The organism is Nitrospirillum viridazoti CBAmc (genome assembly GCF_000730165.1).
GTDB lineage: Bacteria > Pseudomonadota > Alphaproteobacteria > Azospirillales > Azospirillaceae > Nitrospirillum > Nitrospirillum viridazoti.
The window spans coordinates 1,130,009-1,154,814 of sequence record NZ_CP022111.1; the positions used below are offsets into that span (position 1 = coordinate 1,130,009).

Annotated in this window: 20 protein-coding genes and 2 tRNA genes; 11 read left to right on the forward strand and 11 right to left on the reverse strand. The window is 70.6% G+C overall.

Annotation, left to right across the window (positions count from 1 at the left end):
• Positions 1 to 90 precede the first annotated feature (90 nt).
• Positions 91 to 438: a hypothetical protein gene (locus Y958_RS18335; protein WP_145727831.1), complete on the forward strand. Its 348-nt coding sequence runs from the start codon at positions 91 to 93 to the stop codon at positions 436 to 438.
• A 21-nt stretch (positions 439 to 459) separates the two neighbouring features.
• Here the strand turns inward: Y958_RS18335 and Y958_RS18340 are convergent, their stop codons facing one another.
• The 5 genes from Y958_RS18340 to Y958_RS18360 are packed head-to-tail and all read right to left on the reverse strand — an operon-like array spanning position 460 to position 5,245.
• Entirely contained in the window at positions 460 to 804 is a 345-nt protein-coding gene (locus Y958_RS18340; RefSeq protein WP_088873402.1) for a 4Fe-4S dicluster domain-containing protein, read from the reverse strand.
• Between the two features lie 11 nt (positions 805 to 815).
• Complete coding sequence (locus tag Y958_RS18345; protein ID WP_088873403.1) at positions 816 to 2,513, reverse strand: FAD-dependent oxidoreductase; 1,698 nt, start codon at positions 2,511 to 2,513, stop codon at positions 816 to 818.
• A gap of 11 nt (positions 2,514 to 2,524) precedes the next feature.
• Positions 2,525 to 3,409, reverse strand: coding sequence for an NADPH-dependent oxidoreductase (locus Y958_RS18350; RefSeq protein ID WP_088873404.1), 885 nt, complete (start codon positions 3,407 to 3,409; stop codon positions 2,525 to 2,527).
• 20 nt (positions 3,410 to 3,429) lie between these two features.
• The gene (locus Y958_RS18355) at positions 3,430 to 4,368 is read right to left on the reverse strand and encodes an ABC transporter substrate-binding protein (protein WP_088873405.1); all 939 of its coding nucleotides are present in this window, start codon (positions 4,366 to 4,368) and stop codon (positions 3,430 to 3,432) included.
• Positions 4,355 to 5,245, reverse strand: a complete 891-nt coding sequence (locus Y958_RS18360; protein ID WP_088873406.1) for a TauD/TfdA dioxygenase family protein — start codon at positions 5,243 to 5,245, stop codon at positions 4,355 to 4,357. The genes Y958_RS18355 and Y958_RS18360 overlap by 14 nt, the downstream gene beginning before the upstream one ends.
• 198 nt (positions 5,246 to 5,443) lie before the next feature.
• On the opposite strand from Y958_RS18360, the gene Y958_RS18365 reads away from it, so the two are divergent.
• Positions 5,444 to 6,736 carry a hypothetical protein gene (locus Y958_RS18365; protein WP_145727830.1) on the forward strand — a complete coding sequence of 431 codons (1,293 nt, stop codon included), beginning with the start codon at positions 5,444 to 5,446 and terminating at the stop codon, positions 6,734 to 6,736.
• On the opposite strand, the gene Y958_RS32825 is transcribed toward Y958_RS18365, so the two are convergent.
• A complete protein-coding gene (locus Y958_RS32825; protein ID WP_186291337.1) occupies positions 6,733 to 8,829 on the reverse strand; it encodes a methyl-accepting chemotaxis protein in 2,097 nt (698 codons plus the stop codon). The two genes, Y958_RS18365 and Y958_RS32825, sit on opposite strands and share 4 nt — an antisense overlap.
• Positions 8,830 to 9,154: 325 nt before the next feature.
• Between Y958_RS32825 and Y958_RS18375 the strand changes: the two genes are divergently transcribed.
• Positions 9,155 to 9,445 (forward strand): 4Fe-4S dicluster domain-containing protein, encoded by a 291-nt coding sequence (locus Y958_RS18375; protein ID WP_088873409.1) that lies wholly within the window; start codon positions 9,155 to 9,157, stop codon positions 9,443 to 9,445.
• Between the two features lie 10 nt (positions 9,446 to 9,455).
• Here the strand turns inward: Y958_RS18375 and Y958_RS18380 are convergent, their stop codons facing one another.
• A complete protein-coding gene (locus Y958_RS18380; RefSeq protein WP_088873410.1) occupies positions 9,456 to 9,893 on the reverse strand; it encodes a MarR family winged helix-turn-helix transcriptional regulator in 438 nt (145 codons plus the stop codon).
• Between the two features lie 230 nt (positions 9,894 to 10,123).
• Here Y958_RS18380 and Y958_RS18385 point away from each other — a divergent pair, with 230 nt between their 5' ends.
• Positions 10,124 to 11,926, forward strand: coding sequence for a chloride channel protein (locus Y958_RS18385; RefSeq protein WP_211098607.1), 1,803 nt, complete (start codon positions 10,124 to 10,126; stop codon positions 11,924 to 11,926).
• A gap of 9 nt (positions 11,927 to 11,935) precedes the next feature.
• Here Y958_RS18385 and Y958_RS18390 read toward each other — a convergent pair whose 3' ends face one another.
• Positions 11,936 to 12,430, reverse strand: coding sequence for a hypothetical protein (locus Y958_RS18390; RefSeq protein ID WP_145727829.1), 495 nt, complete (start codon positions 12,428 to 12,430; stop codon positions 11,936 to 11,938).
• A gap of 412 nt (positions 12,431 to 12,842) precedes the next feature.
• On the opposite strand from Y958_RS18390, the gene Y958_RS18395 reads away from it, so the two are divergent.
• The 3 genes from Y958_RS18395 to Y958_RS18405 all read left to right on the forward strand — a co-directional run bounded on the left by Y958_RS18395 (position 12,843) and on the right by Y958_RS18405 (position 16,652).
• Positions 12,843 to 13,766, forward strand: a complete 924-nt coding sequence (locus tag Y958_RS18395) for a hypothetical protein (protein WP_088873412.1) — start codon at positions 12,843 to 12,845, stop codon at positions 13,764 to 13,766.
• Positions 13,767 to 13,936: 170 nt separating this feature from the next.
• Positions 13,937 to 15,031 carry an XdhC family protein gene (locus tag Y958_RS32830; protein ID WP_088873413.1) on the forward strand — a complete coding sequence of 365 codons (1,095 nt, stop codon included), beginning with the start codon at positions 13,937 to 13,939 and terminating at the stop codon, positions 15,029 to 15,031.
• A gap of 4 nt (positions 15,032 to 15,035) precedes the next feature.
• Positions 15,036 to 16,652 (forward strand): NTP transferase domain-containing protein, encoded by a 1,617-nt coding sequence (locus Y958_RS18405; RefSeq protein WP_088873414.1) that lies wholly within the window; start codon positions 15,036 to 15,038, stop codon positions 16,650 to 16,652.
• Positions 16,653 to 16,655: 3 nt separating this feature from the next.
• Here Y958_RS18405 and Y958_RS18410 read toward each other — a convergent pair whose 3' ends face one another.
• Positions 16,656 to 17,870 (reverse strand): hypothetical protein, encoded by a 1,215-nt coding sequence (locus Y958_RS18410; protein ID WP_088873415.1) that lies wholly within the window; start codon positions 17,868 to 17,870, stop codon positions 16,656 to 16,658.
• 139 nt (positions 17,871 to 18,009) lie between these two features.
• On the opposite strand from Y958_RS18410, the gene Y958_RS18415 reads away from it, so the two are divergent.
• Positions 18,010 to 18,084: transfer RNA gene (locus Y958_RS18415), tRNA-Val, on the forward strand.
• Positions 18,085 to 18,157: 73 nt separating this feature from the next.
• Positions 18,158 to 18,232, forward strand: a tRNA-Val gene (locus tag Y958_RS18420).
• Positions 18,233 to 18,294: 62 nt separating this feature from the next.
• Here the strand turns inward: Y958_RS18420 and Y958_RS18425 are convergent.
• On the reverse strand, positions 18,295 to 19,059 hold the full coding sequence (locus Y958_RS18425) for an SDR family oxidoreductase (RefSeq protein WP_088873416.1): 765 nt from the start codon (positions 19,057 to 19,059) through the stop codon (positions 18,295 to 18,297).
• 222 nt (positions 19,060 to 19,281) lie between these two features.
• Between Y958_RS18425 and Y958_RS18430 the strand changes: the two genes are divergently transcribed.
• Entirely contained in the window at positions 19,282 to 20,268 is a 987-nt protein-coding gene (locus Y958_RS18430) for an ABC transporter substrate-binding protein (protein ID WP_088873417.1), read from the forward strand.
• On the opposite strand, the gene Y958_RS18435 is transcribed toward Y958_RS18430, so the two are convergent.
• The gene (locus Y958_RS18435) at positions 20,265 to 22,388 is read right to left on the reverse strand and encodes a putative bifunctional diguanylate cyclase/phosphodiesterase (RefSeq protein ID WP_186291338.1); all 2,124 of its coding nucleotides are present in this window, start codon (positions 22,386 to 22,388) and stop codon (positions 20,265 to 20,267) included. The genes Y958_RS18430 and Y958_RS18435 overlap by 4 nt on opposite strands.
• 379 nt (positions 22,389 to 22,767) lie before the next feature.
• Here Y958_RS18435 and Y958_RS18440 point away from each other — a divergent pair, with 379 nt between their 5' ends.
• Entirely contained in the window at positions 22,768 to 24,795 is a 2,028-nt protein-coding gene (locus tag Y958_RS18440; RefSeq protein WP_088873419.1) for a serine/threonine protein kinase, read from the forward strand.
• The last annotated feature ends 11 nt before the right edge of the window (positions 24,796 to 24,806 follow it).

The window sequence follows — 24,806 nt, forward strand, 5'->3', positions numbered from 1 at the left end:
CGCGGTTCTTCGGGACCGCGCCGTTTTGCTTTTGCGCTTCCGCGAGGCGCCGTCTAGCCTGCGCTGAATTCTATTGGGGGATGCGGGATCATGGCAACGGAAGCGGGTGGATTGCGCCAGGCGGCCAAGTGGGTGGCCATCATCGGCTTGGCGGGCAACCACGTGCTGGCCTACCAGCAGGCGGTGGACCGCATCCGCGCCCCCTCCCGCGCCCTGGCCGATATGGCCGGCGCCATCGGCCAGATCTTCGGCCAGTCGCCCGACCGCTTCAAGGCTGGTGACCTCAGCCTCGGCGACAAGATCGACCTGTTCGTAAACCCCTACACCTCCGTGCGTGACATGGCGCATTGGGAGGGTCTGAACCACCTGCTGTTCTGGCCGGGCCTGGCGGCGCTGATCCTGTTCCTGATCCTGACCCTCGGCGGCAAGCGGGCGTGACGCGTCCGGGCATAACGCCCGTCAGCCCGCCCGCGCCCGCGCGAACAGTTCACCCATGCGCCAGTGCAGGTTGGCGTGGGCGGGGTCGCCTTCCCATTCATGCCAGCCGGAATGGCGGCGGAACTGGCCCAGCAGGCCGGACGCCACGATGGATGCCGCATCCACGGCCACCGGCTCATCGCAGTTGGGCGCCACATACAGGGCGTCGGCCTGGCAATACAGCTCACACAGGAAGCAGGTTTGGCAATCCTCCTGCCGGGCGATGAGGGGCAGGCCACCAGCGCCGCGCTCGAAGACGTTCGTAGGACAGACCTGGATGCAGGTGTCGCAGCGGGTGCAGCGGTCGTCGACCACCAGTTCGATCATGGTCGTTCCTCTCAGGCCACGTTGCTGCGCTGGGCCGGGCTGCGCTGGGCCGGGCTGCGCTGGGCCGGGCTGCGCTGGGCCGGGCTGCGCTGGGCCGGGCTGCGCTGGGTGGGGCTGCGCTGGGCCGGGCTGCGCTGGGTGGGGTCGTCAGCACGCACCCAGACGGTGTCCAGGCCGCCGGACAGCAGGCGATGGGCAAGGTCGGGACTGAGGCTGGGCGCATCCTCACGCCGGTGCAGGCCGCGCGTCTCCCCCCGCGCCAAGGCCGTGGCCGTGGTCCAACGGGCGCAGGCGACCAGGGCCGCCGCCTCGCGCGCCCGTACCCGGGCGGTAGGGTCGGAACCAGGCGCCAGGCGGTCGCGGGCATCGCGCCATAGGCTGTCCAAGGTCGCCAGCGACTGGGCCAGGACGGGCCCGCGCCGGAACAGGATCTTGTCATAGGGCAGCATCTCCGCCCGCACGCCGTCCGTCAGGTGGCGGGTCAGCGCCGCCGCATCCTTCAGCGCGCCAGCGTCGGGGCGCAGTCCCGCCCCGCCGGCGGCCTCCACCCCCTGGTGCGCGCGGCGCCCCTGGGCGCGGGCCAGGCGGGCGGCGGCCTGGCCGGACCAGGTGCCCGACGACACCGCCCAGGCGGAATTCTGCGCCCCGCCGCCGGAGGTCGCCCCCGCGATCAGCTCACGCGTAGCGGCGTCGCCGGCGGCATAGAGGCCGGGCACGTCGGTCTGGCAGTCATCGTCCACCAGGCGCAGGCCGCCGGTGCCGCGTACCGTGCCCTCGCCATGCAGGGTGATGGGGAAGCGCTGGGTGAAGGGGTCGATGCCCTGGCGCTGGAAGGGCAGCAGGATGGCGGGCTGGATCTGGGGCAGGATGGCCCGCAGATCCGCCGGCATGCGCGCCAGCGTGGCATAGACCGGGCCTGCCAGCAGGGCGCGGGCGAGCGGCACCGTCACGTCGGGGCTGCCGCCGGTGTCGATCTGCCGGCCGTCGGCGTCGAAATAGTCGGCAAAGGCGTAGGAGGCGGAACGGGTCTGGGTGGAATGCCGCTCCGCCACCGTATGGTAGGTGGAGAACTCCATGCCAGACAGCCGGGCGCCCGCCTCCGCCGCCATCAGATGGCCGTCGCCGGTGTTGGTGCGGCTGCCCAGCAGCTTGGACAGGAAGGCGCAGCCGCCGGTGGCCACCACCACGCCGGCGGCGCGCACCGTCCAGTCCCCGCCCTCCCCTTGGCGGCGGAGCCCGCGCGCGCCGGCGACGGAGCCATCGACATGCAGCAGCAGTTCCAGGGCCGGGCTGTGGTCCAGGATGCGCACGCCCAAGGTCTCGGCATAACGGCGCAGGGCGCGCAGGTACTCCGGCCCGCGCAGGGACTGGTAGTGCGGCACGCCGCCGGCGGTGACGGAATGCCGGTAGTAGTCCGCCAGCGTGGGCAGGACGCGCCAGGTGGTGTCGATGATGCGCGCCATCCAGCGCGGGTCGGCCAATCCGAAGGCGCGCGCGTCCCGGTCGCGTACCGCTTGGGCGCGCTTTTCCGGGTCCGGCGGCACCCACCAGTGATTGGGACCGGCGGTGGCGGTGACGCCGCTGGTGCCGCAATAGCCCTTGTCGGCCAACACGACCTCGGCGCCGGCCCGCGCGGCGGCCACGGCGGCCCAGCATCCGGCCAGGCCGCCGCCGATGATCAGGACATCGGTTTCCAGATGAAGCGACATGGGGGCAGGTCTCAACGCAGGGGGAAGCCGAAGTCCAGCAGGGTCTGGCGCAGGCGGTGACGCCCGGTCAGGGCGGCGGGTCCGCGCACGCGGTTCGTCACCGTCTCGCTCCAATCCGGGGCCGCGATGCCCTGCTCCGCGTAATAGGCGCGCACTTGGCCGTCATAGGCGGCGATGGCAACTTCGGCCCCGGTGGCGTCGTAGCGTTCATGATGCAGCACCACGCTCTGCGGCAGGCGAGGCTTGACGCCCGTGGGCCGGGCGGGGTCGGCATAGCCCACGCACAGGCCGAACAGAGGCAGCACCTTGGGCGGCAGGTTCAGCTCCCGCGCCACCGCCTCCGTCTCATTGCGCAAGGCCCCGATATAGACGGTGCCCAGGCCCAGCGATTCCGCCGCCACCACGGCGTTCTGCGCCGCCAGGGTGGCATCCGTGATGGCCACGATCAGGGTTTCCAGATAGTCCAGCCCCGCCGCCTCCCCCACCTTGGCCTTGGCCAGGGTGTCCAGGCGCGACAGGTCGGCCAGCCAGACCAGGAACAGGGGCGCCTGTTCGATATGCGCCTGGTTGGCCGCCCAGGCGGCAAAGCGGCTTTTACGCTCCGCGTCGGTCACCGCCACCACGCTCCACGCCTGCAGGTTCGACGAGGTGGGGGCCGACTGAGCCGCCGCCACCAGTGTTTCCAGCGTGCCCTGGGGCAACGGGTCGGGCCGGTAGGCCCGCACCGACTTGTGCGACAGCAGGCCGGTCAGCAGGTCGTTCCACTGGTCCGGGCCCAGCGCCTCCGTATCCAGGGGGACCTCATCGCGATAACGGCGGCGCAGCAGGTAGGCGACCGGGTGGTGGGTGCGTTCCCGGCGCTGGGCGAAGGCCGGAACAAGGGTGACAACGCTCATGGGATCGGACTCCGTGACAATTAGGGGTTCAGCGAGAAGCTGCGGTCGTAGGTGGGTGCCACGTCCACGGGACGGGGAATGACGCCGGCTTCGAAGTACAGGTCGGCCACGGCCTGGTGCACGGCAACGGCGTCGTCCGTCACGGCCGGCAGCACCGTGACCTGCTGGCGGGAAAAGGTGAGGGTAGCGACCTCGATGGGCGTGCCGGTGTCCCGGGCATAGGCCTCCGCCTGTTCCTTGCGGTGGGCCTGCGCCCACTGATAGGCGCGGCGGACGCGGGCGATGAAGTCGGTCAGCTGGGCGCGCTTGGTGGCGATGGCGCTGTCGCTGGCGACGCCACATTCCACTTCGCGCACGGTGCCCTGGCTGCCGACCAGGATGCGCATATGGTCCTGCAGCTGGGCGGCGGCGACGTAGGGGTCCCAGATGGCCCAGGCGTCGATGGAGCCGCTGGCCAACGCCGCCTTGGCGTCCGCCGCCGACAGATAGACCAAGGTGACCTCGGCCAGGGGCACGCCCGCCTGCTTCAGCGCCGCCACCACCAGCAGATGGCCGGGGGAACCGCGCACCAAGCCGACGCGATGGCCGCGCAGGTCGGCGACCGTATGGATGGGCGCCTTGTCCGGCACCACGATGGCGCTGCCACCTTGCCCGAAGTCCCAGACATTGATGGTCTTCAGGCGGGCACCGGCGGCCAGGGCGAAGGTGGTGGTGGCGTCGCCGACATAGCCGAAGTCGATGGCATCGGCGTTCAGCGCCTCCACCAGCGGCGCGCCTACGGGGAACAGCGCCCATTCGATGCGGTAGGGCACGTGGTCCAGCTCCCCCGCCGCCCTCAGCAGCACCTGCACGGCGCCGCGCTGGTCGCCCACCCGCAAGGGCGCCAGTTCGGCCGCCGACGCCGGCAAGGCGAAGGCGGCCAGCAGCGCCGCCAGGACCAGGCCCTTAAAGGTCCGCATAACGGGCCTGATCGGCGATCAGCACGCGCTCCACCACACGGGGGAAGTCGCCGTAGTTGCGCACGGCGTAATGCACGGCGGCGCGGTTGTCCCAGAAGGCCACGGAATTGGGCCACCAGGAGAAGCGCACCTGGTACTCCGGCCGCTTGTACTGGGCGAGGATGATGTCCAGCAGCTCCCGGCTTTCCGCCAGCTCCACGCCCAGGATCTGCGGCTTTTGCGAGAAGTTGACCCACAGGATGGTGGCGCCCGTCTCGGGATGGCGGCGGGCCACGGGGTGCGCGACGATGGGATAGTCCTTGCCCGCGCGGTTCAACGCCTCGCGGAAGTCGTGGGTGACGTGCAGGCCGTCCAGCCGGCGCTTCACGTCTTCCGGCAGGCCGTTGTAGGCGGCCTCCGCATCCACCCAGATGGTGTCGCCGCCCACATCGGGAATGGTGACGCCGCGCAGGACGGCCCCCCAGGCTGGCACCAGGCGCCAGCTGGTGTCGGTGTGGTACTTGTCCTCATGCGCGGCGAGGGGCTTGCCTGCCTTGGCCGCCGCTTCCGCCCGCGCCTGCTCATACTTGGCGAAGTCCGCCGCCGTGATGCCGTGCACCTGCGGGTTCTTGTCCACCCCGGTGGCGGTGGGGTGGGTGTAGATGGGGCCGAAGCGTGCGGCGAAGGCCACCTGCTGGTCGCGGGTGATGTCCTGGTCGCGGAAGAACACCACCTTATGGCGCAGCACGGCCGCCTTGATGGCGTCGCGGGTGGCATCATCCAGGGGACGGGAGAGGTCCACGCCGCTGATCTCCGCCCCGATGCTGGGCTGCAGGCGGCGGATGACCAGGTTGCTCGCCTGGGTGTTGTCGGCTTGCTTCAACGATACCACGCCCATGTCATGCCTCCGGCTGGGCGGCGGCAATGGATCTGCCGCCGGCGATGGGAAATCGGGGTGAAGGGATGTCGTAAAGGGGAGTGTAGGACAGATCAGCCGGGGAGAAATTTTAGAAATGGTGCAGGCCGTCTTTCGATTTCTTAAATTCCCGTCTTGGGTTAAGGCTCTGCACCTCCAGGCGTGAACGGGATGCCATCGATGCCCCGACCTCGATTTTGCTATTTAGCCCTGCTGGCCCTGACGTTGCTTTTCAGTGGCCGGGCTGGGGCCGCGCCCAACGCCGCCTTCATCACCCTGGTCCCCGAGGGCGACGGGCTTAAGGCCGCCTATCACCTGGACAGTCCGGTCACCGACCTGTCCCTGGGCCGGGGCCCCGTCGCCTGGCAGAATCCCGTATGGCGGGTCGAGACGCCGGGGATGGAGATGCGGGGTCCGGAGGTACGGGCCACCGACGGCCGCGCCTTCAGCGACTTCACCCTGCGCATCCGGGAGGACCGGCGCTTCGTCGACCGCACCTATCCCGTGCTGCTGCGCCTGGGCGATCGTGGCTTCCTGGTTTACGGTCCTTTCCTGATGGCGCGCTCAACCGGCATCGGCACGGGCCTGAAGCACGGCGCCGCCGCCACCCTGCCGGAGGGCGGCCAGGCCCTGGGTGGCTATTTCTTCGCCGGTCCGGCCGATTATGTGACCCCCATCGACGCCGCGCGGCCGGATCTGGGGCGCCTCATAGCCCGGCCCGACCTGCCGGCCGCGTGGCGGATGGAGGTGGGGCCGGGCCTGTCGCGCGCGCTGGCCTATTACCGGGCGCGCTTGGCGCCGCGCGACGCCGTGTCCCCCGTTATCGTCTACCAGGACCGGCCGGCCCCCTTCCTGCGGGGCAGCGTCACCGGCGGCGGCATGATGCTGCTGCAGATCGGCGGCGTCTGGCGCGTGCCCCGCCTGGAACTGAAGCCTGAGCGGGACCGCCTACTGGCGCACGAGACCTTCCACCTGTTCCTGCGCCGCCATGACGCCGCCGACTTTCCCGACTGGATGAACGAGGGGGCGGCCGACTACGCCGCCGGCTTGGTCACTCGCCACGGCGCCCTGCCCACCCTGGCGGAAGTGCAGATACAGCTGGATTTGTGCGTCACCAGCCTGGGCGACCGCCCGTTGGACAGCCCGGCCACGGTGGCGCGCAACCGGATGCCCTACGCCTGCGGCTTCGTCGCCCATTGGCTGGTGGATAAGGTACTGCGGCGGGGCGCTGAAAGTGACGACAGGAAGCTGTTCGCGCTGTGGGCCGACATGGCGGCGCGCGACAACGCCACCGCCGGTGACAGCCTGCGCCAGGCGGTTGCCGGAGTGCCCGCCGCCCTGCGGGCGCTGTCCCTGCTGCTGACGGGGTCGGGAGGTGGCCGCTGGGCCCTGTGGGCGGCGGCCGTGTCGGAAATGGGGGGCGCGGCCCGTTACACCGACGGACCGGACCCCCGCGTGCTCCTGTCCCCTTAGGCTGCGCGAATACCCGCCAGGAAGCGGTCCACCGCGTCGCGCAGGCGGTCGGCGTCGCCGGTCAGGCCCTGCGCCGCGCCGTGCATGTCGGCCACGGTGCGGCCCGTCTCCCCCACCGCGGCCGAGACGTCGGCCACGTTGCGTGAAACGTCGCGGGTAGCGTCGGCCGCCTGGCGAACGTTGCGGCTGATCTCGCCCGTCGCGGCCGCCTGTTCCTCCACCGCGGCGGCGATGGCGGTCGACACCTCGCTCATGTTGCGGATGGAATGGCCGATGGTGCCGATGGCGCCCACCGCCTGGTCCGTCGCCTTCTGGATGGCATTGATCTGGGCGCCGATCTCATCGGTGGCCTTGGCCGTCTGACCGGCCAGCTGCTTCACCTCGTGCGCCACCACGGCGAAGCCCTTGCCGGCCTCCCCCGCCCGGGCAGCCTCGATGGTGGCGTTCAAGGCCAGCAGGTTGGTCTGGCTGGCGATGTCGTTGATCATCTTGACCACGTCGCCGATGCGCTGCGCCGCCTCCGCCAGGCTGGCGACGGTGCCGTTGGTCTGCTCCGCCTCATCCACCGCCTTGGACGCCATGGAACTGGAATGGGCCACCTGCTGCCCGATCTCGCGGACGGAGCTTTCCATCTGTTCCGCCGCCGCCGAGACGGTCTGCACATTGCCGGAGGTCTGCTCCGCCGCCTCGGCCGCCGCCGCGACCTGGGAGGAGGTGGCGTCCGCCATGCCGCCCAGGGCGCCGGCGATCTGCGTCAGCTGGTGGGACGAGGCCTCCACCGATCGCAGGACTTCACGCACCTGGGCGTCGAACTCGCCCACCAGGACGTCCACGGCGCGGGCACGGCGCTCACGCCCCGCCTGTTCCGCCCGCTGCGCGTCCTCCAGCCGCTGGCGCTCCAGCGCGTTGGCGCGGAAGGTGCCCAGGGCGCCGGCCAGGTCGCCGATCTCATCCTGGTTGTCGGCATAGGGAATTTCCGCCTCCAGATCACCCCGCGCCACGCGCAGCATGACGCCGGTCATGGCCGTCATGGGACGGGTCACCCGCCGCGCCACCATGACCACGCCACCAGCCCCCAGGCCCAGGCACAGCACCAGCAGCACGCCATCCACGATCAGGCGGCGCAGCGCCATCTCGCCCTCCTGCCGCGCCAGGTCGCGGGCCGCATCCAGTGCCGCCATGGGCACGGCGGCCAGCACCTCGAACGAGGCGTTGCTGCGCGCCATCCACTGGTCGAGCGAAACCGGTGAGGGCGTGCCGGACAGCACCGCCTTCTCGATCTGCTCATGCAGCCCCATCACCTCCTTGAAATAGGCCGCCTCGGCCGCCGTCATGGCCTGGCGCACGCCATCGGGCACGTCCTCGCGCAGGCTCAGCGCCTTGGTCAGGCGCCAGCCGGCCTCCAGCTGGCCGCGCAGACCGGCGGATTGGGCCTGCATGGCCGGGGTGTAGGTCTGCCCCTGCAACACGAACATCAGGATGTTGCGCTCCAGCCCCGCCGCGTCGCGGGTGACGTAAGAGGCATCCTTCAACGCGATCAGGCTGGCGAAGGCCGGGCTTTCCCGGCTGATGCGGGCGCCCAGGTTGGTGCCCACCGCCTCCAGCTTGGCGACCAGGCCATCGCTGGACGCGTTCCAGGTCTTGAACAGGTCGGCGGGGCGCTGGTCCTGCGGCTGCAGGACCGCCTTGTCCGCGACGGCGCGCACGTCGTTCAGGGTCTGGCGCGCGGCCATCAGGTCGGCCACGCCGGCCCCGGCGCCGCAATCCAGATCCGCGCACTCCGCCAGCACCTTGTCCATGGCCGGGTTCGACTTGGCCCGCAGGCCCGCCACCTCGGCCAGGGCCGCGGGCGAGGCCGTGGTCTTATCCGGGATCAGGCGCTTGAAGGCGCCCCGTTCCAGCCGGGTGTTCTGCAGGGCGCGGAAAACGTCGCCCACAGCATCGCCCATGCGGGCCGTGCGCGCCGCCCGGCGATGGTCGGCATAAGCGCCTGCCGTGGCGATTCCCAGCACCACCACCAGCACGGCCAACAGGATACCCAGCACGGCGTTCAGCAGAACGGCGATGCGTACGGATTTCAGGATGCCAGACACCAGACCCCTCCCCCTATCCCGCCGGCGCCGGCACAGGCCGGGCCCTTCTTGCGGGACTACAGGGTTATGGTGGGTGCCACCCCACCCTTGGCATAGATATCCTGATGTATTGCTATCAAAGGCGAAGCCCGCGTCGCCATTCCCGTACCCGAACGCGAGCGGTCCCATCCGGGGCCGCGTCCACCCAGGCGTGCGACCAGGCTTGGCGCGGCTGTTTCCTTAGGCTCGGGTGCCCCGGCGGGGCACGTCAGGGACGCGAATTTCCGGGCATGGGACGGCCCCGTACACTGACGCGAGCGATCACTCGTAGTCACGGAGGAATACCTTGGCCGACAACGCGTCCTGCAAGCAGGCCCCTGGCGTCATCGTCCCGCGCATCGACCGCAACCGCTGCGAGGGCAAGGACGATTGCGTGCGCGTCTGCCCCTATGACGTGTTCGAGATCGGTGTGCTGCCGGCAGCGGAGCGGGGGGAACTCAGCCTGAGCGGCCGGGTGAAGGGCTTCTTCCACGGCTACCGCCAAGCCTTCGCCGTGCGGGCGGACCAGTGCCGCGCCTGCGGCCTGTGTGTCAGCGCCTGCCCGGAACACGCCATTACCCTGACCCGTGCCACGTGAGGCGGGAGCCCTACCCCTCCAGCCGGTCGAACAGGGTGCGCAGCAAGGGCGAGAGGCGTCGGATCTCGTCCCGGTGCACCCGCGACAGGCCGGCCAGCAGTTCCTCCGCCGCCGGGGTCAAGCTGATGACCACCTGGCGCCGGTCCTCCGGCCCCGGGGCGCGACGCACCCAGCCGTTGCCCTCCAGCCGGTCGATCAGGCCCACGGCACTGTGCGGGCGCACGCATAACCGCTCCGCCAATTCCCCGACCGTGACATGGTCGCGGCCAGGATACCCCTTGATGGCCAGCAGCGCCTGGTGCTGCTGCGCCGTCAGGCCGGCGACGGCGGCTGCGTCCTCGCTGAACGACAGGAAACGGCGCAACACGTGGCGGAACTCCGCCAGCAGCTCGTAATCCGCCTTCTCCAGCGGATCCACCCGCTCGGGCGCGGGGGGCGGGGTGGACATGGGGCGGTTACTCCTTACAAACCGTGACACACCAAGAGAGCGCCCCTGGACCCGGAACGCAAGGCAGGGCTGAGGGAAGGCCTCTTCATAAATATCGTACTACGATATATTAAGGCCGCGGCCGGCAGGGATCGGCCCCCTCCTTTCCAACGGTTGCTGATGCGATGGCGAATGATGTGGTGACGGGCGGCGCGGGCCGGCCCATGACGGCGTCCCAGATGGCGTCCCGGATGGCACAAGACCATGTGCTGGGTGATTTCAGCGCGGACCGGCGGCTGCTGATGCTGATGGCCATGGCGGTGGTGGTGGGTGCCGCCGGCGCCGGCGCCGCCTGGGTGCTGCTGCGCCTGATCGACCTGGCCACCAACCTATTCTATTTCGGCCGCGTCAGCGCCGCCCCAGCGCATATCGGCGACAGCATCTCCCAGGGGCCTTGGGGGCCCTTCATGCCCCTGGTGCCCGTCGTCGGCTGCCTGATCATCGGCCTGATGGCACGCTATGGCAGCGAGAAGATCCGCGGCCACGGCATTCCGGAGGCGATGGAGGCCATCCTGGTGGGGCGCAGCCGCATCCAGCCCAAGGTGGCGCTGCTGAAACCCCTGTCGTCCGCCATTTCCATCGGTAGCGGCGGCCCCTTCGGCGCGGAAGGCCCCATCATCATGACGGGCGGGGCCATCGGTTCCCTTTTCGCGCAGTTCTTCCACCTGACGGACGCGGAGCGTAAGACGCTGCTGGTGGCCGGCGCCGCCGCGGGCATGAGCGCCACCTTCGGCACGCCGGTGGCCGCCATGCTGCTGGCCGTGGAACTGCTGCTGTTTGAATGGAAGCCGCGCAGCTTCATCCCTGTGGCCATCGCCGCCGCCGTGGCCGCCGCCTGCCGCCCGGCCCTGCTGGGCGCCGGCCCGCTGTTCCCCCTGGCCGACAGCGCCCCGCTGCCGGCGGCGGGCCTGGCCCTGTGCGCCCTGCTGGGCGTGCTGGCCGGCCTGGGATCCGGCGTGCTGACCAGCCTGGTCTATGGCTTCGAGGATCTGTTCGGCCGCCTGCCCCTGCATTGGATGTGGTGGCCCATGATCGGCGGCGCGGTCATCGGGCTGGGCGGCCTGGTCGACCCCCGCGCCCTGGGCGTGGGCTACGACAACATCTCAGGATTGCTGCACGGCGAGATACCGCCCGCCTCCGCCCTGCTGCTGGTGGCGGTGAAGGCGCTGATCTGGGCCGTGGCCCTGGGCTCCGGCACGTCGGGCGGCGTGCTGGCGCCCCTGCTGATGATGGGCGGCGCGCTGGGTGTCCTGTTCGCCGGCGCCGTCCCCGTGGGTACGACCGGCGAGTGGGCCCTGGTCGGCATGGCGGCGATGATGGGCGGCACCATGCGGGCGCCCCTGACGGCGATGATCTTCGCGCTGGAGCTGTCGCACGACGTGGGGGCGCTGCTGCCGTTGGCCATCGCCTGCGCCCTGTCGCATGGCACCACCGTGCTGCTGCTCAAGCGTTCCATCCTGACCGAGAAGGTGGCGCGGCGCGGCCATCACATCGTGCGCGAATACGCGGTCGACCCGTTCGAGACCATGCGCGTGGCCCAGGTGATGGCCCAGCCGGTGGACACCCTGCCGGCCGGCATGCCGCTGGCGGAGGCGCTGGCCTTCTTCAGCGGCGTGGACCAGGCCGCCGACGGTCCCAAAGCCAAGCACCGCAGCTATCCCGTGGTGGACGCCAACGGCCAGGTGCTGGGCATGGCGTCGCGGACCGATGCCTTGCGCTGGGCCACGGAGGAGGCAACGGATGACGGCTGGACCCTGGGCGACCAATGTGCCGGCGGCTCGGTGGCCGTAGCCTATGATGACGAGCTGGTTGGCCGTGTGGCCGACCGCATGGCCGCCACCGACCACGGCCGCCTGCCGGTGCTGTCACGCGACAGCAACCGGCTGGTGGGGCTGGTGGCACGGCGCGACCTGCTGGCGGTCCGCACCGTCAGCCGCCATCAAGAGCAGCGGCGCGAGGCGTTGCTGCGCCTGGGTGGGCGGCAGGCAAGCTGACAACGCCGCTCAGACGGTGAGCTCCACATGGTGGATCTCACCATTCTGGGCCATCAGGGCCTGCAGATAGGTGGAAATCTTGCGGGCGCCGTCGCTGTGCACCGCCAGGCATTGCCGCAGGGCATCGGCCAGGCGGGCATTCTCCAGCCGTTCCGCGTCGCTGAGGTGGGCATGCTGGGGCGCCAGATGGTCCACCACATGGTCCAGCTCCCGGCCGGCGGCCGGCGATGCCACCGGTGCCCCGCTGCGCACCAGCCCCCGCAGGTTCTGGCGCAGGCGTTCCTCATGGTCCGGTTCCAGCGCGCCGGTGGGGTCCACCTCATCCACGATATCGTCAAACAGGGAGCGGCCGTGACGCGCGCCCTCCTCCGGGGGCTGACGACGGCGCCGGTCACGCTGCCGCGCCTCCCGCTCCTGCACCGCGCCCACGCGGTCGACATGCAGGGTCGCCGCCGGCGGCTGGGCGGGTGCAAGATCCAGAACGGGCAAGGGCGCGACGATCATGATGCCTCCACGGTACAGCGAATCGGGCATGCCCTCAAGAGAAGGCCATTCCATCGTTAGTAGAGGGCGATGATTGCGGCCAAAATCCGTCAACACCGCCTGCACGGTTACTGGCTTTCACCAAAGACATCGGCCTTGGCGCAGAAGTCATCCTCATCCTTTTTCAGGAGGCGGACCAAGCGACGCCTAAGTCCATTGGGGGAACATAGATGGCGTTCCCCGCCGCACCGCGACCGGGTCACGGCCCTCAGGGAACCCGTCGCATCGGCTGAAGGTTGGAACCACGCGGATTGGCGCTAACGATGATGATAGCCATTTTCCATCAAGGGGCTGCGCCGCACCGGACGGGGGCTTGCCCCGGTGGCCGGTGCCCAGTACGGTCGCGGGAAACGGCAGAACAAGGACGTCCAGGATGGACATTACCGGCGAATATTTGGTCGCGGCCCCGCAGGATCTGGTGTGGGTGGCGTTGAACGACGCCGAGGTGCTGCGGCAGAGCGTGCCGCCGGGTTACGACAGCACCATCACCCTGTCCGACCTGGACCCGCCGCATGGATGCGTCCTGCACGGCGACGGCCAGCAGGCCGCCGTCCGCCTGGTTGACACGGGGGACGGGCAGACCCGGTTGATCTTCAACGCCGCCGTCGATGCGGACGCCGAAGCGGACACCCGCGCCTTTTTCGCCCACCTGACAAGCCTGCTGGCCACGGCCGCCACCACCAACCCCGCGCTGGTGGCCGATGTGGCCCTGGCCGAACCCGCCGTGGACGCCGCCGCCATCGCCGAGGCGGTGCCGGAGGAGACGCCGGCGGACGCCAAGCCCAAGCGCACCCGCACCAAGAAGGCGGTCGAGGTCCCCGCGGCCGGGCCGGCGACCGGACCTGAAGCGGCGCCCAGGCGCGCCCGCAAGCCCAAGGCGGAGCCGGCGCCCGCCGAAACACCGGCCGCCAACCAGCCCGCGCCCGCCGAATCCATTCCCCTGGTGGAGTTGGCCCCCCTGACTGAGGCCATGGCACCGACCCTGGTCGCAGCGGCCCAGGATGGCGCCGCGCGCGACGGGCTGGCGGCGCAAACGCCTGAGCCCGCCACCTTGCCGCTGGAACCGGAGACCCACGCCCGCGCCATCGAGCACCAGGTGCGGCCGACGGAGGCCGAAGCCCTGGGTTCCGCCGGCATCTCCCTCCCGCCGGAGCCTGCGGCGCCCGAGCCCCCGGCGGATACCGCGCAGCCCGCCCCGACGATGGCCCACCCAGTCGCCCACGCCGGCCTTCGGCCCATGATCTGGATCCCCCTTCTGGTGCTGGTCCTGCTGTTGCTGATCGTGCTGATCCGCTAAGCCGGCATCACCCAGGCGACACTCCCACTGTCAGCCCCACAGGCTGGCAATCCACGACCCCGCGCCCTATTTGGGAAGGGGCCTGGGCGCCCACCCAAAACCGCGTCGGTATATCCATGACCCTCGATTCCTCCGTCCCCCCTCCATCCCCGGATGCGTCGCAGGACACCATGCGGGTTAGCGCGCCGGTGGACGAGCTTTCCATCCTGCGCACGGTGGAGGGCTGGCTGGCCCAGGGCCAGGCGGCGGCCATCGCCACGGTCATCGCCACCTGGGGATCCTCTCCCCGTCCCGTGGGCAGCAAGCTGGCCGTGGACGCCCGGGGTGGCATGATCGGCTCCGTCTCCGGCGGCTGCGTCGAGGGGGCAGTGGTGGAAGAGGCCTTGCGCGCCCTGGAGGATGGGGAGCCGCGGCTGCTGACCTTCGGCGTGCCCGATGAACGGGCGTGGGAGGTGGGGCTGGCCTGCGGCGGCACCGTGCGCATCTATGTGGCCCCCATGGGCCCGGGCCACGGCGCCTCGCGCCGGCGGCTGCTGTCGGCCCTGCTGGCGGCGGCCGACGCCAAGCGGCCGGCGGCCCTGGTCACCGACCTCGCCACCGGGCAGCAGACCCTGGTGGACGCGGAGCGGCAGCAGGGCGAGACCGCGTTGCCCGAGGCCGTGCGTGCCCAGGTGCTGGAGGCCCTGGCCCAGGACCGGTCCGTCCTGATCGCGCCGGAGGAGGTCGAGGGGGAATGGTTCGCCCAGGTGTGGAACCCGCCCCTGCGGCTGATCCTGGTGGGCGCCGTGCATATCGCCCAGGCGCTGACCCCCATGGCCCGGCTGGCGGGTTATGAGGTGATTGTGGTCGATCCGCGCGCCGCCTTCGCCAGCGCCGCCCGCTTCCCCACGGGCGACGGCGTCACCCTGGTGCGCGAATGGCCGGACGACGCCGTGGCTGCGCTGGCGCCCGACCGGCGCACCGCCGTCGTCACCCTGACCCATGACGCCAAGCTGGATGAGCCGGGCCTGCGCGCGGCCCTGGAAAGCGACGCCTTTTTCATCGGCGCCCTGGGCAGCCGCAAGACCCATCAGCGCCGCCTGGAACGCATGGCCGATTTCGGCCCCACCGCACTGGAGCGCATCCACGGCCCGGTCGGTCTGGACATCGGCGCCCTGACCCCGGCGGAGATCGCCGTGGCCATCCTGGCCGAAATGACCCTGGCCCTGCGCGGCGCCAAGACCGCCCGGCGCCAATGCCAGGCGGCCCAGGCCCCGGGACGCTGACGCCATGCGCTTCGGCCCCCTGCCCGTCGCCGATGCCGCGGGGGCCGTTTTGGCCCACAGCCTGAAGGCTGGCGCGCTGCGCTACCCCAAGGGCCGCCGGCTCACGGCCGCCGACCTGGCCGATCTCGCTGCCGCTGGCGTGATGGAGGTGGTTGCCGTGCGGCTGGATCCCGACGATGTCGGGGAGGATGCCGCCGCGAGCCGTGTGGCTCAGGCCATCACGGGGCCAGGCCTGGCCCTGACGCCCGCCACCACCGGCCGGGTGAACGTGATGGCGGAGGCCGGCGGCTTGCTGCTCGTCGATGCCGCCCGCCTGAACCGCCTGAACCAGATGGACGAGGCGGTGACCGTCGCCACCGCAGCGGCGTTCGCCCCCCTGGCGCCAGGCGCCATGGCCGCCACCATCAAGATCATTCCCTTCGCCATTCCCGAGGGTCTGGCGACCCGCGTGGAACAGGCGGCCAGGAGCGAGGTGCCGGCCCTGCGCCTAGCCCCGTGGCGCGGCATCCGTGCCGGCCTGGTGCAGACCCGCCTGCCGGGCCTGAAGGCGGTCACCCTGGACAAGACAGTGGCCGTCACCGAGGCGCGCCTGGCCCAGGTGGGCGGCACCCTGGTGGCGGAGCGCCGCCTGGCCCATGACGCCGCGGCCGTGGCCGGGGCGCTGGCGGACTTGTCGTCCCTGAACCTGGATCTGCTGCTGGTCATCGGCGCCTCGGCCATCACCGACCGGCGCGACGTGCTGCCCACGGGCATCGGCCAGGCGGGTGGCGCGGTGCTGCACTTCGGCATGCCGGTGGATCCGGGCAACCTCATGCTGCTGGCGCGGTTGGGCGATGTGCCGGTGCTGGGCCTGCCGGGCTGCGCCCGGTCGCCCCGCATCAACGGGTTCGACTGGATCCTGCAACGCGTCGCCGCCGGGCTGGAGGTCACGCCCGCCGATATCATGGGCATGGGGGTGGGCGGCCTGCTGACCGACATCCCCAGCCGCCCCATGCCTCGTCAACGCGCTGTCCCGGCGGCGGCGGAGTTTCCCGTCACCACGCTGGTGCTGGCGGCCGGATCGGCCCGGCGCATGGGCGCCAATAAGCTGCTGGCCGACTATGCCGGCCAACCCCTGGTGCGCCACGCGGTGATGGCGGCGCTGGCCGCCAACCCGGGCCGCGTGACCGTGGTGCTGGGCCACCAGGCCACGGAGGTGCGCGCTGCCCTGCGCGGGCTGGACGTGCGCTTCATCGAGGCGGTGGACCATGCCCAGGGTCTCAGCGCCTCGCTCAAGGCCGGGCTAGCGGGCGTGGCCGGCGGCACGGGCGTGCTGGTCTGCCTGGGCGACATGCCGCGCGTCACGGCGGATACGCACCGCCGCCTGCTGGCCCGTTTCACGGCGGCGGCAGGCCGGGCCATCGTCGTGCCAGTGGCGGAGGGACGCCGGGGCAACCCGGTGCTGTGGCCGGCCGACCTGGTCCCCGCCATGGCCAGCATCACCGGTGATCAGGGTGCGCGTAGCCTGCTGGCCATCCATGCCGACCGGGTGGTGGAGGTGCCGTCCGACGGCGGCGTGCACCTGGACGTGGACACGCCCGACGCCCTGGCGGCCCTGCGCACGCTGGAACCGGTGGCCTGAAGGTCAGTTCAGGCGCCAGCCCAGGCGGAAGTCCTGCTCGAAGGGGTCTGCATGGGCGATGGCCGCCGCCAGAATGGTCAGGCGGCCCAGCCGCCGCTGAAGGGCCTCCCGCCCCGGGTCGCCCACCACCTTCAGCCAATCGGCCACCCGGGTGGCATCCACCACGTTGCAGGACAGGACGTGCAGGATGGCGCTGTCCGCGTCCATCGTGCTCTCCGGCGGCATGCGGAAGATCAGGCCGGCACTCAGCAGGCGCAGCCGCTCATACTCCTCCCCCGTCAGGGTGCCGTTGCCGGAACGCTGGGAAACCAGGCCGGCCAGGAAGGCGTCCACCGCCAGGATGCGCTCCGCCCAGGGGGCCCGCAGCAGGGCGTGGCGCGCCGCCTCGTCCATAGGCTCCAGCAGATCCGACAGCTGCTGGTCCACCACCAGCGGCGCCTCGGCGTAGTGGGAGAAGTCCAGCTTCCCCACCAGGTCGGCCGGCAAGCCGGCCTCCGCGTACTGCTTCCATGCCGCCGCCTTCCGGGCGTGGATCATGGGCAGATCGGTCAGCTTGTCGAAGGGCAGGTCCTCCTGGCCCTCGCGCAACAGGGTGACGCGCAGGGCCGCCTGGCGCACCGGCACCATGGCCACCTTGTCCAGATACTGCCTCAGCGCCGCCTCTGGCTGGAACACCGCCCGGTCATGCCCCTCCAGCCCCCGGGGCAGCCAAGTCGCGAAGGCGGCGTAAAGGCGCATGAAGGCGGGGCGACCAAAGGCGAACTGGTCGTTGTAGCCATCCCCCGGCGTCCAGCTGTCCGGCGTGATCAGCCCCGGCGTACGGAACCAGTCCTCGGGCAGCGTGTCGTCGAAGCGGCTGTCGTAGCGTACGCGCACGATGGCGTCGAAAGGCGCCGCCTTGCCGTCCGGGCCCTTGTGCCCCAGCGCCAGGTTCAGGCAGAGCTGCACCGCGTGGAACATGTCGAAGATGGAAAAGGGCGGGCGGTAGTGCCACCGCTCCGCCATGCGCCGCTTCTCCGCCGCGAAGGGGGGGCGCGCCGTCACCAGATGGGCGGCGGGCTGGTAGGCGGCCAGCATCTCCGCCCGTTCGGCCTCCGGCACCTCGTCCCACAGATGCAGGAAGGTGGTCACCTCATGGCCCGCCACCAAGCGGCGCAGGCTGTCGATGCAATGACGCCAGGTCCGCGGCTGGCCGCTCAGGCACAAGGCGACGCGCATACCCATCCCTTCCCTCGGAAACCAACGCCGCCAGCCCGGCGGAGCGGCGGCCGGGCCCCAGAATGGATTTATCATCCGCCCCGAACAAGCATATTGACACAGGCCCCCCGTCCCTCTACAAACCGCCCCCACGACGGATGGGCGCGTAGCTCAGCGGGAGAGCATCGCCTTCACACGGCGGGGGTCGTAGGTTCAATCCCTACCGCGCCCACCATTCGTCGAAACCAACATGATCAATGCCTTAGATCATGTTGCCGCCAGCGGAGGCTGGCACAGCCCGGACGGATGGGCGCGTAGCTCAGCGGGAGAGCATCGCCTTCACACGGCGGGGGTCGTAGGTTCAATCCCTACCGCGCCCACCATCCGTTCCCCTTCTCCAAACATATTGGCCCCCCAGACATACCGGCTCAGCAGTCGGTGGCCCTCAGGCCATGCCCACGTCGCGCGCCAGGTTCAGGAAGCGCAGGCCGCAGTCGACCGCGATGTCCTGGTCGGTGATGGTGTCATGGTTCAGCAGGAAGACCACCGCGTCCGCCACCTGCTGCGCGTCGGGCGCGCGGTCCAGGGGGTTGCGGCGGCTCAGGCGCTGGAACTCCGCCTCGTCCTGGCCGGGGGCCGGCAGGACATAGCCGGGGGAGACGGTGTTGACCCGCACGGTGGGCGCCAAGGACCGGGCCAGCAGGCGCGAGGCGCCGGCCAGGGCGTACTTGGACAGGGTGTAGGACAGGTGGTCCGGGTTGGGGTTGGCCAGCTTGAAGTCCAGGATGTTGACCACCGCGCCCCGCTGCCCCGCCCCATCCCCTTGGGCCAGCCCCTGATGCAGGGCGCGGGTCAGCAGCACCGGCGCCAGGGTGTTGACCGTCTGGTGGGTCAGGAAGCCCTGCGCCGTCAGGCTGGCGGCGTCATCCCATTCGAAGAGGGAGGCGGAGTTGACCAGGCCCGCCAGCGGCTGGCCGGCGGCGGCGGCCGTGCGCGCCACCAGGGTTTCCACCTGGGCGGGGTCGGCCAAGTCGGCCCGCACCACCAGGGCCTGGCGACCCAGCGCCCGCACCTCCTCCGCCGTGGCCGTCGCGGCGTCGACAGAGGCGTTGCAGTGCAGGGCCACATCCCAGCCCGCCCCGGCCGCCGTCAGCGCGATCAGGCGCCCCAGGCGCTTGGCCCCGCCCGTCACCAGCAGCCAGCGGCTCATGGCCGGGCACCGGCATGGAGGATGGCGACCAAGGGCGACGGCAGGCGGCACGGCATGGGCGGGAACGGCTTTCCGGCTGAGGGCTGAAACGGTTCCTTTGAGTCTTATAGGTCCGCCTTCCCCGCGCGCAACATCCATCGCCGCCGGCCCCGCTTCCGTCGCCCTGGCACAGTGGGTATGCTCTGCAGCCGTTAACCAGCCGCAGAAGATGAGGGAACCTCCATGCCTGCCCGTCCCGTCCGCCGTGCTTTCCTGAAGGCCGGCCTGGCGCTGGCCGCCCTGCTGTCCGCCCCGGTCTTGAGCCAGCCGGCCCGTGCCGCGGAAAAGCTGGTGTTCATGCTGGATTGGCAGGCGGAGGCGGAGCACGGCGGCTACTTCCAGGCGGTGGCCGAGGGCCTGTACCAGAAGGCCGGGCTGGACGTGACCATCGTGCCCGGCGGCCCGGGGATGAGCGCGCAGCAGCTGCTGGCCGCCGGCAAGATCGACGGCACCATCGGCTCCAACGCCTTCTACGTGCTGAACCTGGTGGAGGCGGGCGCCAAGGTGAAGGCGGTGGCGTCCATGTTCCAGAAGGATCCCACCATCCTGATGGCCCACGCCCGGAACACCACCAGCCTGGCGGATCTGAAGGGCCGCCCGATCTTCCTGGGCGATCCCAGCATCAACACCGTGTGGCGCTGGCTGAAGAGCAAGTACCCGTTCGAGGACAGCCAGATTCGCCGCTACACCGGCAACCTGGCGCCCTTCCTCACCACCCCCACCGCGGCGGCCCAGGGCTACGCCACCAGCGAACCGCTGACCGCGAAGAAGGCCGGGGCGGACGTGAAGGTCTTCCTGCTGGCCGACCAGGGCTATGACGGCTACAGCGGCCTGGTGATGTTCAACGACGCCTACATCCAGGCCCATCCGGCGGCGGTGAAGGCCTTCATTGCCGCCACGGCGGAAGGCTGGCGCCATTACCTGCACGGCGACGCGGCGCCTGCCGACGCCCTGATCCGCAAGTCCAACCCCGACATGGACACCGAAACCCTGGCGTATGGCCGCAAGGCCCTGGTGGACGACGGCATCGTGGAGGGCACCCCAGCGGCTCCCGACGCCATCGGCCGCATGACCGCCGCCCGCTGGGACAGCTTCACCAATGAGATGAAGCGCTTAGGGATCTACAAGGCGGCCACCGACTGGAAGGCGGGCGTGGATCTCGCGAATTAGGCGGGAACGGCCGCTGGCTCCAGCAGGGCCATAAGCTGCGCCTCCGGCATGGGGCGGCCCAGCAAGTAGCCCTGGATGATGTCGCAGCCCAGCTCGCGCAGGCAATCCAGTTGCGCCTCGGTCTCGATGCCTTCGGCGATGGTTTCCAGGCCCAGGTGGTGGGCCATGGCGATGACGGCGGCTACGATCTGGCGGCTGGCGTCGTCGTCCGGCAGGCCATCGACGAAGGACTTGTCGATCTTCACATAGGCGGCCGCGAACTTGCGCAAGTAGGCCAGCGAGGAATAGCCCGTGCCGAAGTCGTCGATGGCGAAGCGGAAGCCGTTGGCGCGGAGGTCGTGCACCGCCTGGAGGTTGCCCTCGGCATCGCCCATCAGGGCGCTTTCCGTGATCTCCAGCGCGATGTCACCGGGGGTGCAGCCCTCCTCCGTCAGGATCTGCAGCAGGCGGTCGCCGCAGCCCTTGTCGCGCAGTTGCACCGCCGAGAGGTTGACCGCCATCTTGAAGCCTGCCACGCCCCGTTCGCGCACCTTGCGCGCCGTGCGGCAGGCGGTGCGGAACACCCAGTCGCCCAGCGGCACGATCAGGCCCGTCTCCTCCGCCACCGGGATGAAGCGGGCGGGCGAGACGGGGCTGAGATCCTCCGGATGGTTCCAGCGCACCAGCGCCTCCGCCCCCATCAGGGTGCCCCCCACGCCGGTGGCGGCCGGGCGGTATTGCGGCTGGTAGGCCAGGGTGAAGCCGTCCACCACGCCGTCGCCCCCGGCACCCGTGGCCACGCCCAGGCCGACGCGCAAGCCCTCCTCGATCCAGGTGCGGTCGCGCACCCGGTCGCCGATCTCCGGCGTGAAGAAATGAAAGCGGTCGCGGCCGGCATGCTTGGCGGCATAGAGCGCCACGTCGGCATGACGCAGCAGCGCCTCCCATGTGTCGCCATCGCCGGGGGCCACGGCCACGCCGACGGAGCAGGCCAGGCGCACCTCGCCCCCGCCCGTCCCTTCCAGCGCCAGAGGGTGCTGGAAGGCGGTCACCAGCCGCTCCGCCACCTGGGCCACGGCGGCCAGCGCCTCCTCGCGCTTATCGGCGCCGGTGAGCGCCGGGCCGGCCAGGGAGGCGCCGGTCAGAATCACGGCGAACTCGTCCCCGCCCAGGCGGGCCACGGTGTCGCCCGGCCGCACCGTGCGGCGGATGCGCTCCCCCGCCGCGACGATGGCGGCATCGCCGGTGGGATGGCCGCGGGTATCGTTCAGCAGCTTGAAATGATCGAGATCCAGCAGCAGCAGGGCCACCGGCTCCCCCGTCCGCTTGGCATTGGCCAGGGCCAGGCGCACCCGGCCGATCAGCAGCGCGCGATTGGCCAGGCCCGTCAGCGCGTCGTGGAAGGCCAGGTGGCGGTTGCGCTCCTCCGCCTCCTTCTTGGCGGTCAGGTCGCTGAAGACGGCGATGTGGTGGCTGATGGCGCCGTCCTCATCCCGCAGCAGGGTGATGCGCAGCCATTCCGGATAGACGATGCCGTCCTTGCGGCGATTCCAGATCTCCCCCGCCCAGGCGCCCTCATCCCGCAGCGCCCGCCACATCACGCGATAGAATTCCGGGCCCTGGCGGCCAGAATTCAGCAGGCGCGGATCCTGGCCTAGCACCTCGGCGGCGCTGTAGCCGGAAATGTCGGTGAAGGCGCGGTTCACCAGCACGATGCGATTGTCGGCGTCGGTCACCATGATGCCGTCGACGCTGTGCTCGATCACGCGGGCGGCCACGCGCAGGTCGCGGTTGCTGAGCGCCAGGGCAGCCGCCTGCTCCTCCGCCAGGGTGCGCGCCTGCTCCAGCTCCCACGTGCGCTGGCGTACCAGGCTGCGCAGGGTCTCATGCCGGCGCACACGGCCATGCACCAAAGCCGCCAGCGTCAGGCCGGCGACGATGCCCAGGGCGCCCAGCCCCATGACTATGGGCATGCCCATGCCCGATTCCCGGCCGAGGCCGGCGGCGAACAGGCCGGCGAACGACAGGCTGGCCAGGGCGACCACCAGCACCAGCGGCCCCCAGCGACGCTCCACGGCGAAGGTGCCCGAACCCGGTGGGGCCGGCACGTCGCCGGTGGACTCATCGCCTGGAAACAACATGGGATAAGGCATCCTGATCAGTAAGGCCCCGATTCTGCGCGTCCGCGGCCCGAAATCAACGTCACGATTCGCTAGGGCAACAATGTTGTCTCCGGACGATACGCGCCAAGCATCATGCGCCAGGCGGCGGGCGGTGGGGATTGATCCACCGCAATCCCTGATACACTGGCCTTGTGTATTGGAGCGGCTGCACCCCGACACCCTGGATTGCCATTCCGCCTAGAATTACGCAACCGTTCAGCCAATCGCCTTGATCCGATTGTCTATTCCGGCCAGCCGTCTTGTTCCCGCCGGTGCCGATCGGGCATGATCACCATGAGGGGGCCGTATACGCGGCCGGGGCGTGAGGGCCGGCGGGGCGCCGACCGGACGGGGTATCATGGCGGCGGCAGACAGAGAGTTCCCGGTTCCCGACCTGGGCCCCATCGATCTGGGCGGCCGGGCGGAGATCCAGCCCAGCGCGCCGCTGCCCGCCTTCGACATGCCAGGCGGCCGCGCCTACCTGGCCCACCGTGTGCGCGAGAAGAAGACGGAGCTGTTCGCCATCGTCTGCGAACAGTCCGTGCCGCCCCGCATCGAGGCGATGAGCAGCTTCCGCGCCATCGAGAACAACAACCTGCTGCACCTCATGGACTGGGGGGTGGTCGACTGGTCGCCGGAGCACCGCCGCCGCTTCGTCTGTATCTTCGAACGCCCGGCCGGCCGCCGCATCATGGAACGGCTGGACGACGTCATCGAGGGTGTCGCCGACGACGCCCTGGTGCGGGTGGTGCTGCCACAGCTGACCTCCGTGCTGCGCGACATCGCCCAGCGCAGCCTCAGCTGTGGCGCTCTCAACCCCACCAACCTGTTCATCCGCGAATCAGCCGCCGCGGCCGTGGTGCTGGGCGATTGCGTCAGCCTGCCGCCCGGCTATGCCCAGCCCCTGGTGTACGAGCCGCTGGACCGCGCTCTCGCCGACCGTTCGGGCCGGGGCAACGGCACCATCGCCGACGACCTTTACGCCCTGGGCGTCACGCTGCTGTCCCTCTACCTGGGTCGCACGCCTGGCCGGGGGCTGGACGAACAGACCTTGCTGCAGGCCCGCATGGACAAGGGCACCTACTCCGCCCTGACCAGCGGTACCCGCATCCCCCAGTCGCTGGTGGAACCGTTGCGCGGCCTGATCACCGACGACGCCCGCCAGCGCTGGACCCTGAACGACCTGGACATGTGGATGCAGGGCCGGCGCCTCAGCCCCAAGCAGGCGCAGCTGCCCAAGCGCGCGCCGCGGCCCATGGAGTTCCAGGGCCGGGAGATCTGGCATGTGCGCGGCGCCGCCTGGGCCTTTTCCAAGTCGCCCATCGCCGCCGCCCAGGTGATCGAACGGGGGGAGCTGGACCGCTGGCTGCGCCGCTCCTTGAATGATGAGCCCCGGGCGGAGGCGGTGGCCAACGCTGTGCGCAGCGCCACGGCTGGCGGTCGCGCCTCCAACGTGGAGGAGCGGCTGGTGGCCCGCGTCTGCACCGCCCTCGATCCCCCCGGCCCCCTGCGCTACAAGGGCCGCGCCATCATGCCCGACGGCTTCGGCACCGCCCTGGCCGAGGCGCTGGCCACCGGTGAGGGCGGCCAGGCTCTGGCCGAGATGATCGTGGGCCAGTTGCCGGCCTTCTGGATCAGCGTGCAGGCCGAATACAAGGCCGAACAGGTGCTGATGATCCAGCAGTTCGACGCCGTGCGCGCCGTGCTGGAGAACACCAGCCCCGGATTCGGCATCGAACGCGCGCTTTATGGCCTCAGCCCGGTGGCGCCCTGCCTCAGCCCGGCGGTGGCCGACCATTATCCCCTGACCCTGGGCGACCTGATGGCGGCGCTGGATGCGGCCGGTGCCGGCGCCGGGCCGGGCCGCGACCCCATGGACCGTCATGTCGCCGCCTTCATCGCCACCCGCAATCCCAAGCTGAACGAGCGCCTGCTGGCCACGCTGGCGGCGGAAACGGCACGGCGGCCGGTGGGCGTACTGGCCATCCTGGCCGACACCCAGCGCCGGGCGGGACCGCCCAAGGTGCCGGGCCTGGCCTTGTGGATGACCAGCATCCTGGATCCGTCGTTCAAGCGTTTCCGCAACCTGAAAAAGCGGGAGGAGGTGCGGGCCGCGGCGCAGAAAGCGGCGCGCGAGGGCGTGCTGGACGCCTTGCTCAGCATCGTCGACGACCCCAAGGCCCTGACCCAGGACCACCATGGTTTTTTGGACGCCATGCGCCGCCATGAAAGCCTGACGGCCCGCATCAACAAGATCGAGGAATCGCTAGGCGACCGCAGTGATGTGGCGGTGACGCGGGGCAAGCGGGTGGCCGCCATGGTGGCCAGCGGCATCTCCCTGGCCGGCCTGGCCTTGATCGTTACCTTGATGGCGGGCGTGAAGTGAGCCAGGGTGGT

Excerpts from the sequence above, each read along its gene's own strand:
- Y958_RS18335 (WP_145727831.1), top strand. The coding sequence starts at position 91 with ATGGCAACGGAAGCGGGTGGATTGCGCCAGGCGGCCAAGTGGGTGGCC.
- Y958_RS18340 (WP_088873402.1), bottom strand. The coding sequence starts at position 804 with ATGATCGAACTGGTGGTCGACGACCGCTGCACCCGCTGCGACACCTGC.
- Y958_RS18345 (WP_088873403.1), bottom strand. The coding sequence starts at position 2,513 with ATGTCGCTTCATCTGGAAACCGATGTCCTGATCATCGGCGGCGGCCTG.
- Y958_RS18350 (WP_088873404.1), bottom strand. The coding sequence starts at position 3,409 with ATGAGCGTTGTCACCCTTGTTCCGGCCTTCGCCCAGCGCCGGGAACGC.
- Y958_RS18355 (WP_088873405.1), bottom strand. The coding sequence starts at position 4,368 with ATGCGGACCTTTAAGGGCCTGGTCCTGGCGGCGCTGCTGGCCGCCTTC.
- Y958_RS18360 (WP_088873406.1), bottom strand. The coding sequence starts at position 5,245 with ATGGGCGTGGTATCGTTGAAGCAAGCCGACAACACCCAGGCGAGCAAC.
- Y958_RS18365 (WP_145727830.1), top strand. The coding sequence starts at position 5,444 with ATGCCCCGACCTCGATTTTGCTATTTAGCCCTGCTGGCCCTGACGTTG.
- Y958_RS18380 (WP_088873410.1), bottom strand. The coding sequence starts at position 9,893 with ATGTCCACCCCGCCCCCCGCGCCCGAGCGGGTGGATCCGCTGGAGAAG.
- Y958_RS18385 (WP_211098607.1), top strand. The coding sequence starts at position 10,124 with ATGGCACAAGACCATGTGCTGGGTGATTTCAGCGCGGACCGGCGGCTG.
- Y958_RS18390 (WP_145727829.1), bottom strand. The coding sequence starts at position 12,430 with ATGATCGTCGCGCCCTTGCCCGTTCTGGATCTTGCACCCGCCCAGCCG.
- Y958_RS18395 (WP_088873412.1), top strand. The coding sequence starts at position 12,843 with ATGGACATTACCGGCGAATATTTGGTCGCGGCCCCGCAGGATCTGGTG.
- Y958_RS32830 (WP_088873413.1), top strand. The coding sequence starts at position 13,937 with ATGCGGGTTAGCGCGCCGGTGGACGAGCTTTCCATCCTGCGCACGGTG.
- Y958_RS18405 (WP_088873414.1), top strand. The coding sequence starts at position 15,036 with ATGCGCTTCGGCCCCCTGCCCGTCGCCGATGCCGCGGGGGCCGTTTTG.
- Y958_RS18410 (WP_088873415.1), bottom strand. The coding sequence starts at position 17,870 with ATGCGCGTCGCCTTGTGCCTGAGCGGCCAGCCGCGGACCTGGCGTCAT.
- Y958_RS18425 (WP_088873416.1), bottom strand. The coding sequence starts at position 19,059 with ATGAGCCGCTGGCTGCTGGTGACGGGCGGGGCCAAGCGCCTGGGGCGC.
- Y958_RS18430 (WP_088873417.1), top strand. The coding sequence starts at position 19,282 with ATGCCTGCCCGTCCCGTCCGCCGTGCTTTCCTGAAGGCCGGCCTGGCG.
- Y958_RS18435 (WP_186291338.1), bottom strand. The coding sequence starts at position 22,388 with ATGTTGTTTCCAGGCGATGAGTCCACCGGCGACGTGCCGGCCCCACCG.
- Y958_RS18440 (WP_088873419.1), top strand. The coding sequence starts at position 22,768 with ATGGCGGCGGCAGACAGAGAGTTCCCGGTTCCCGACCTGGGCCCCATC.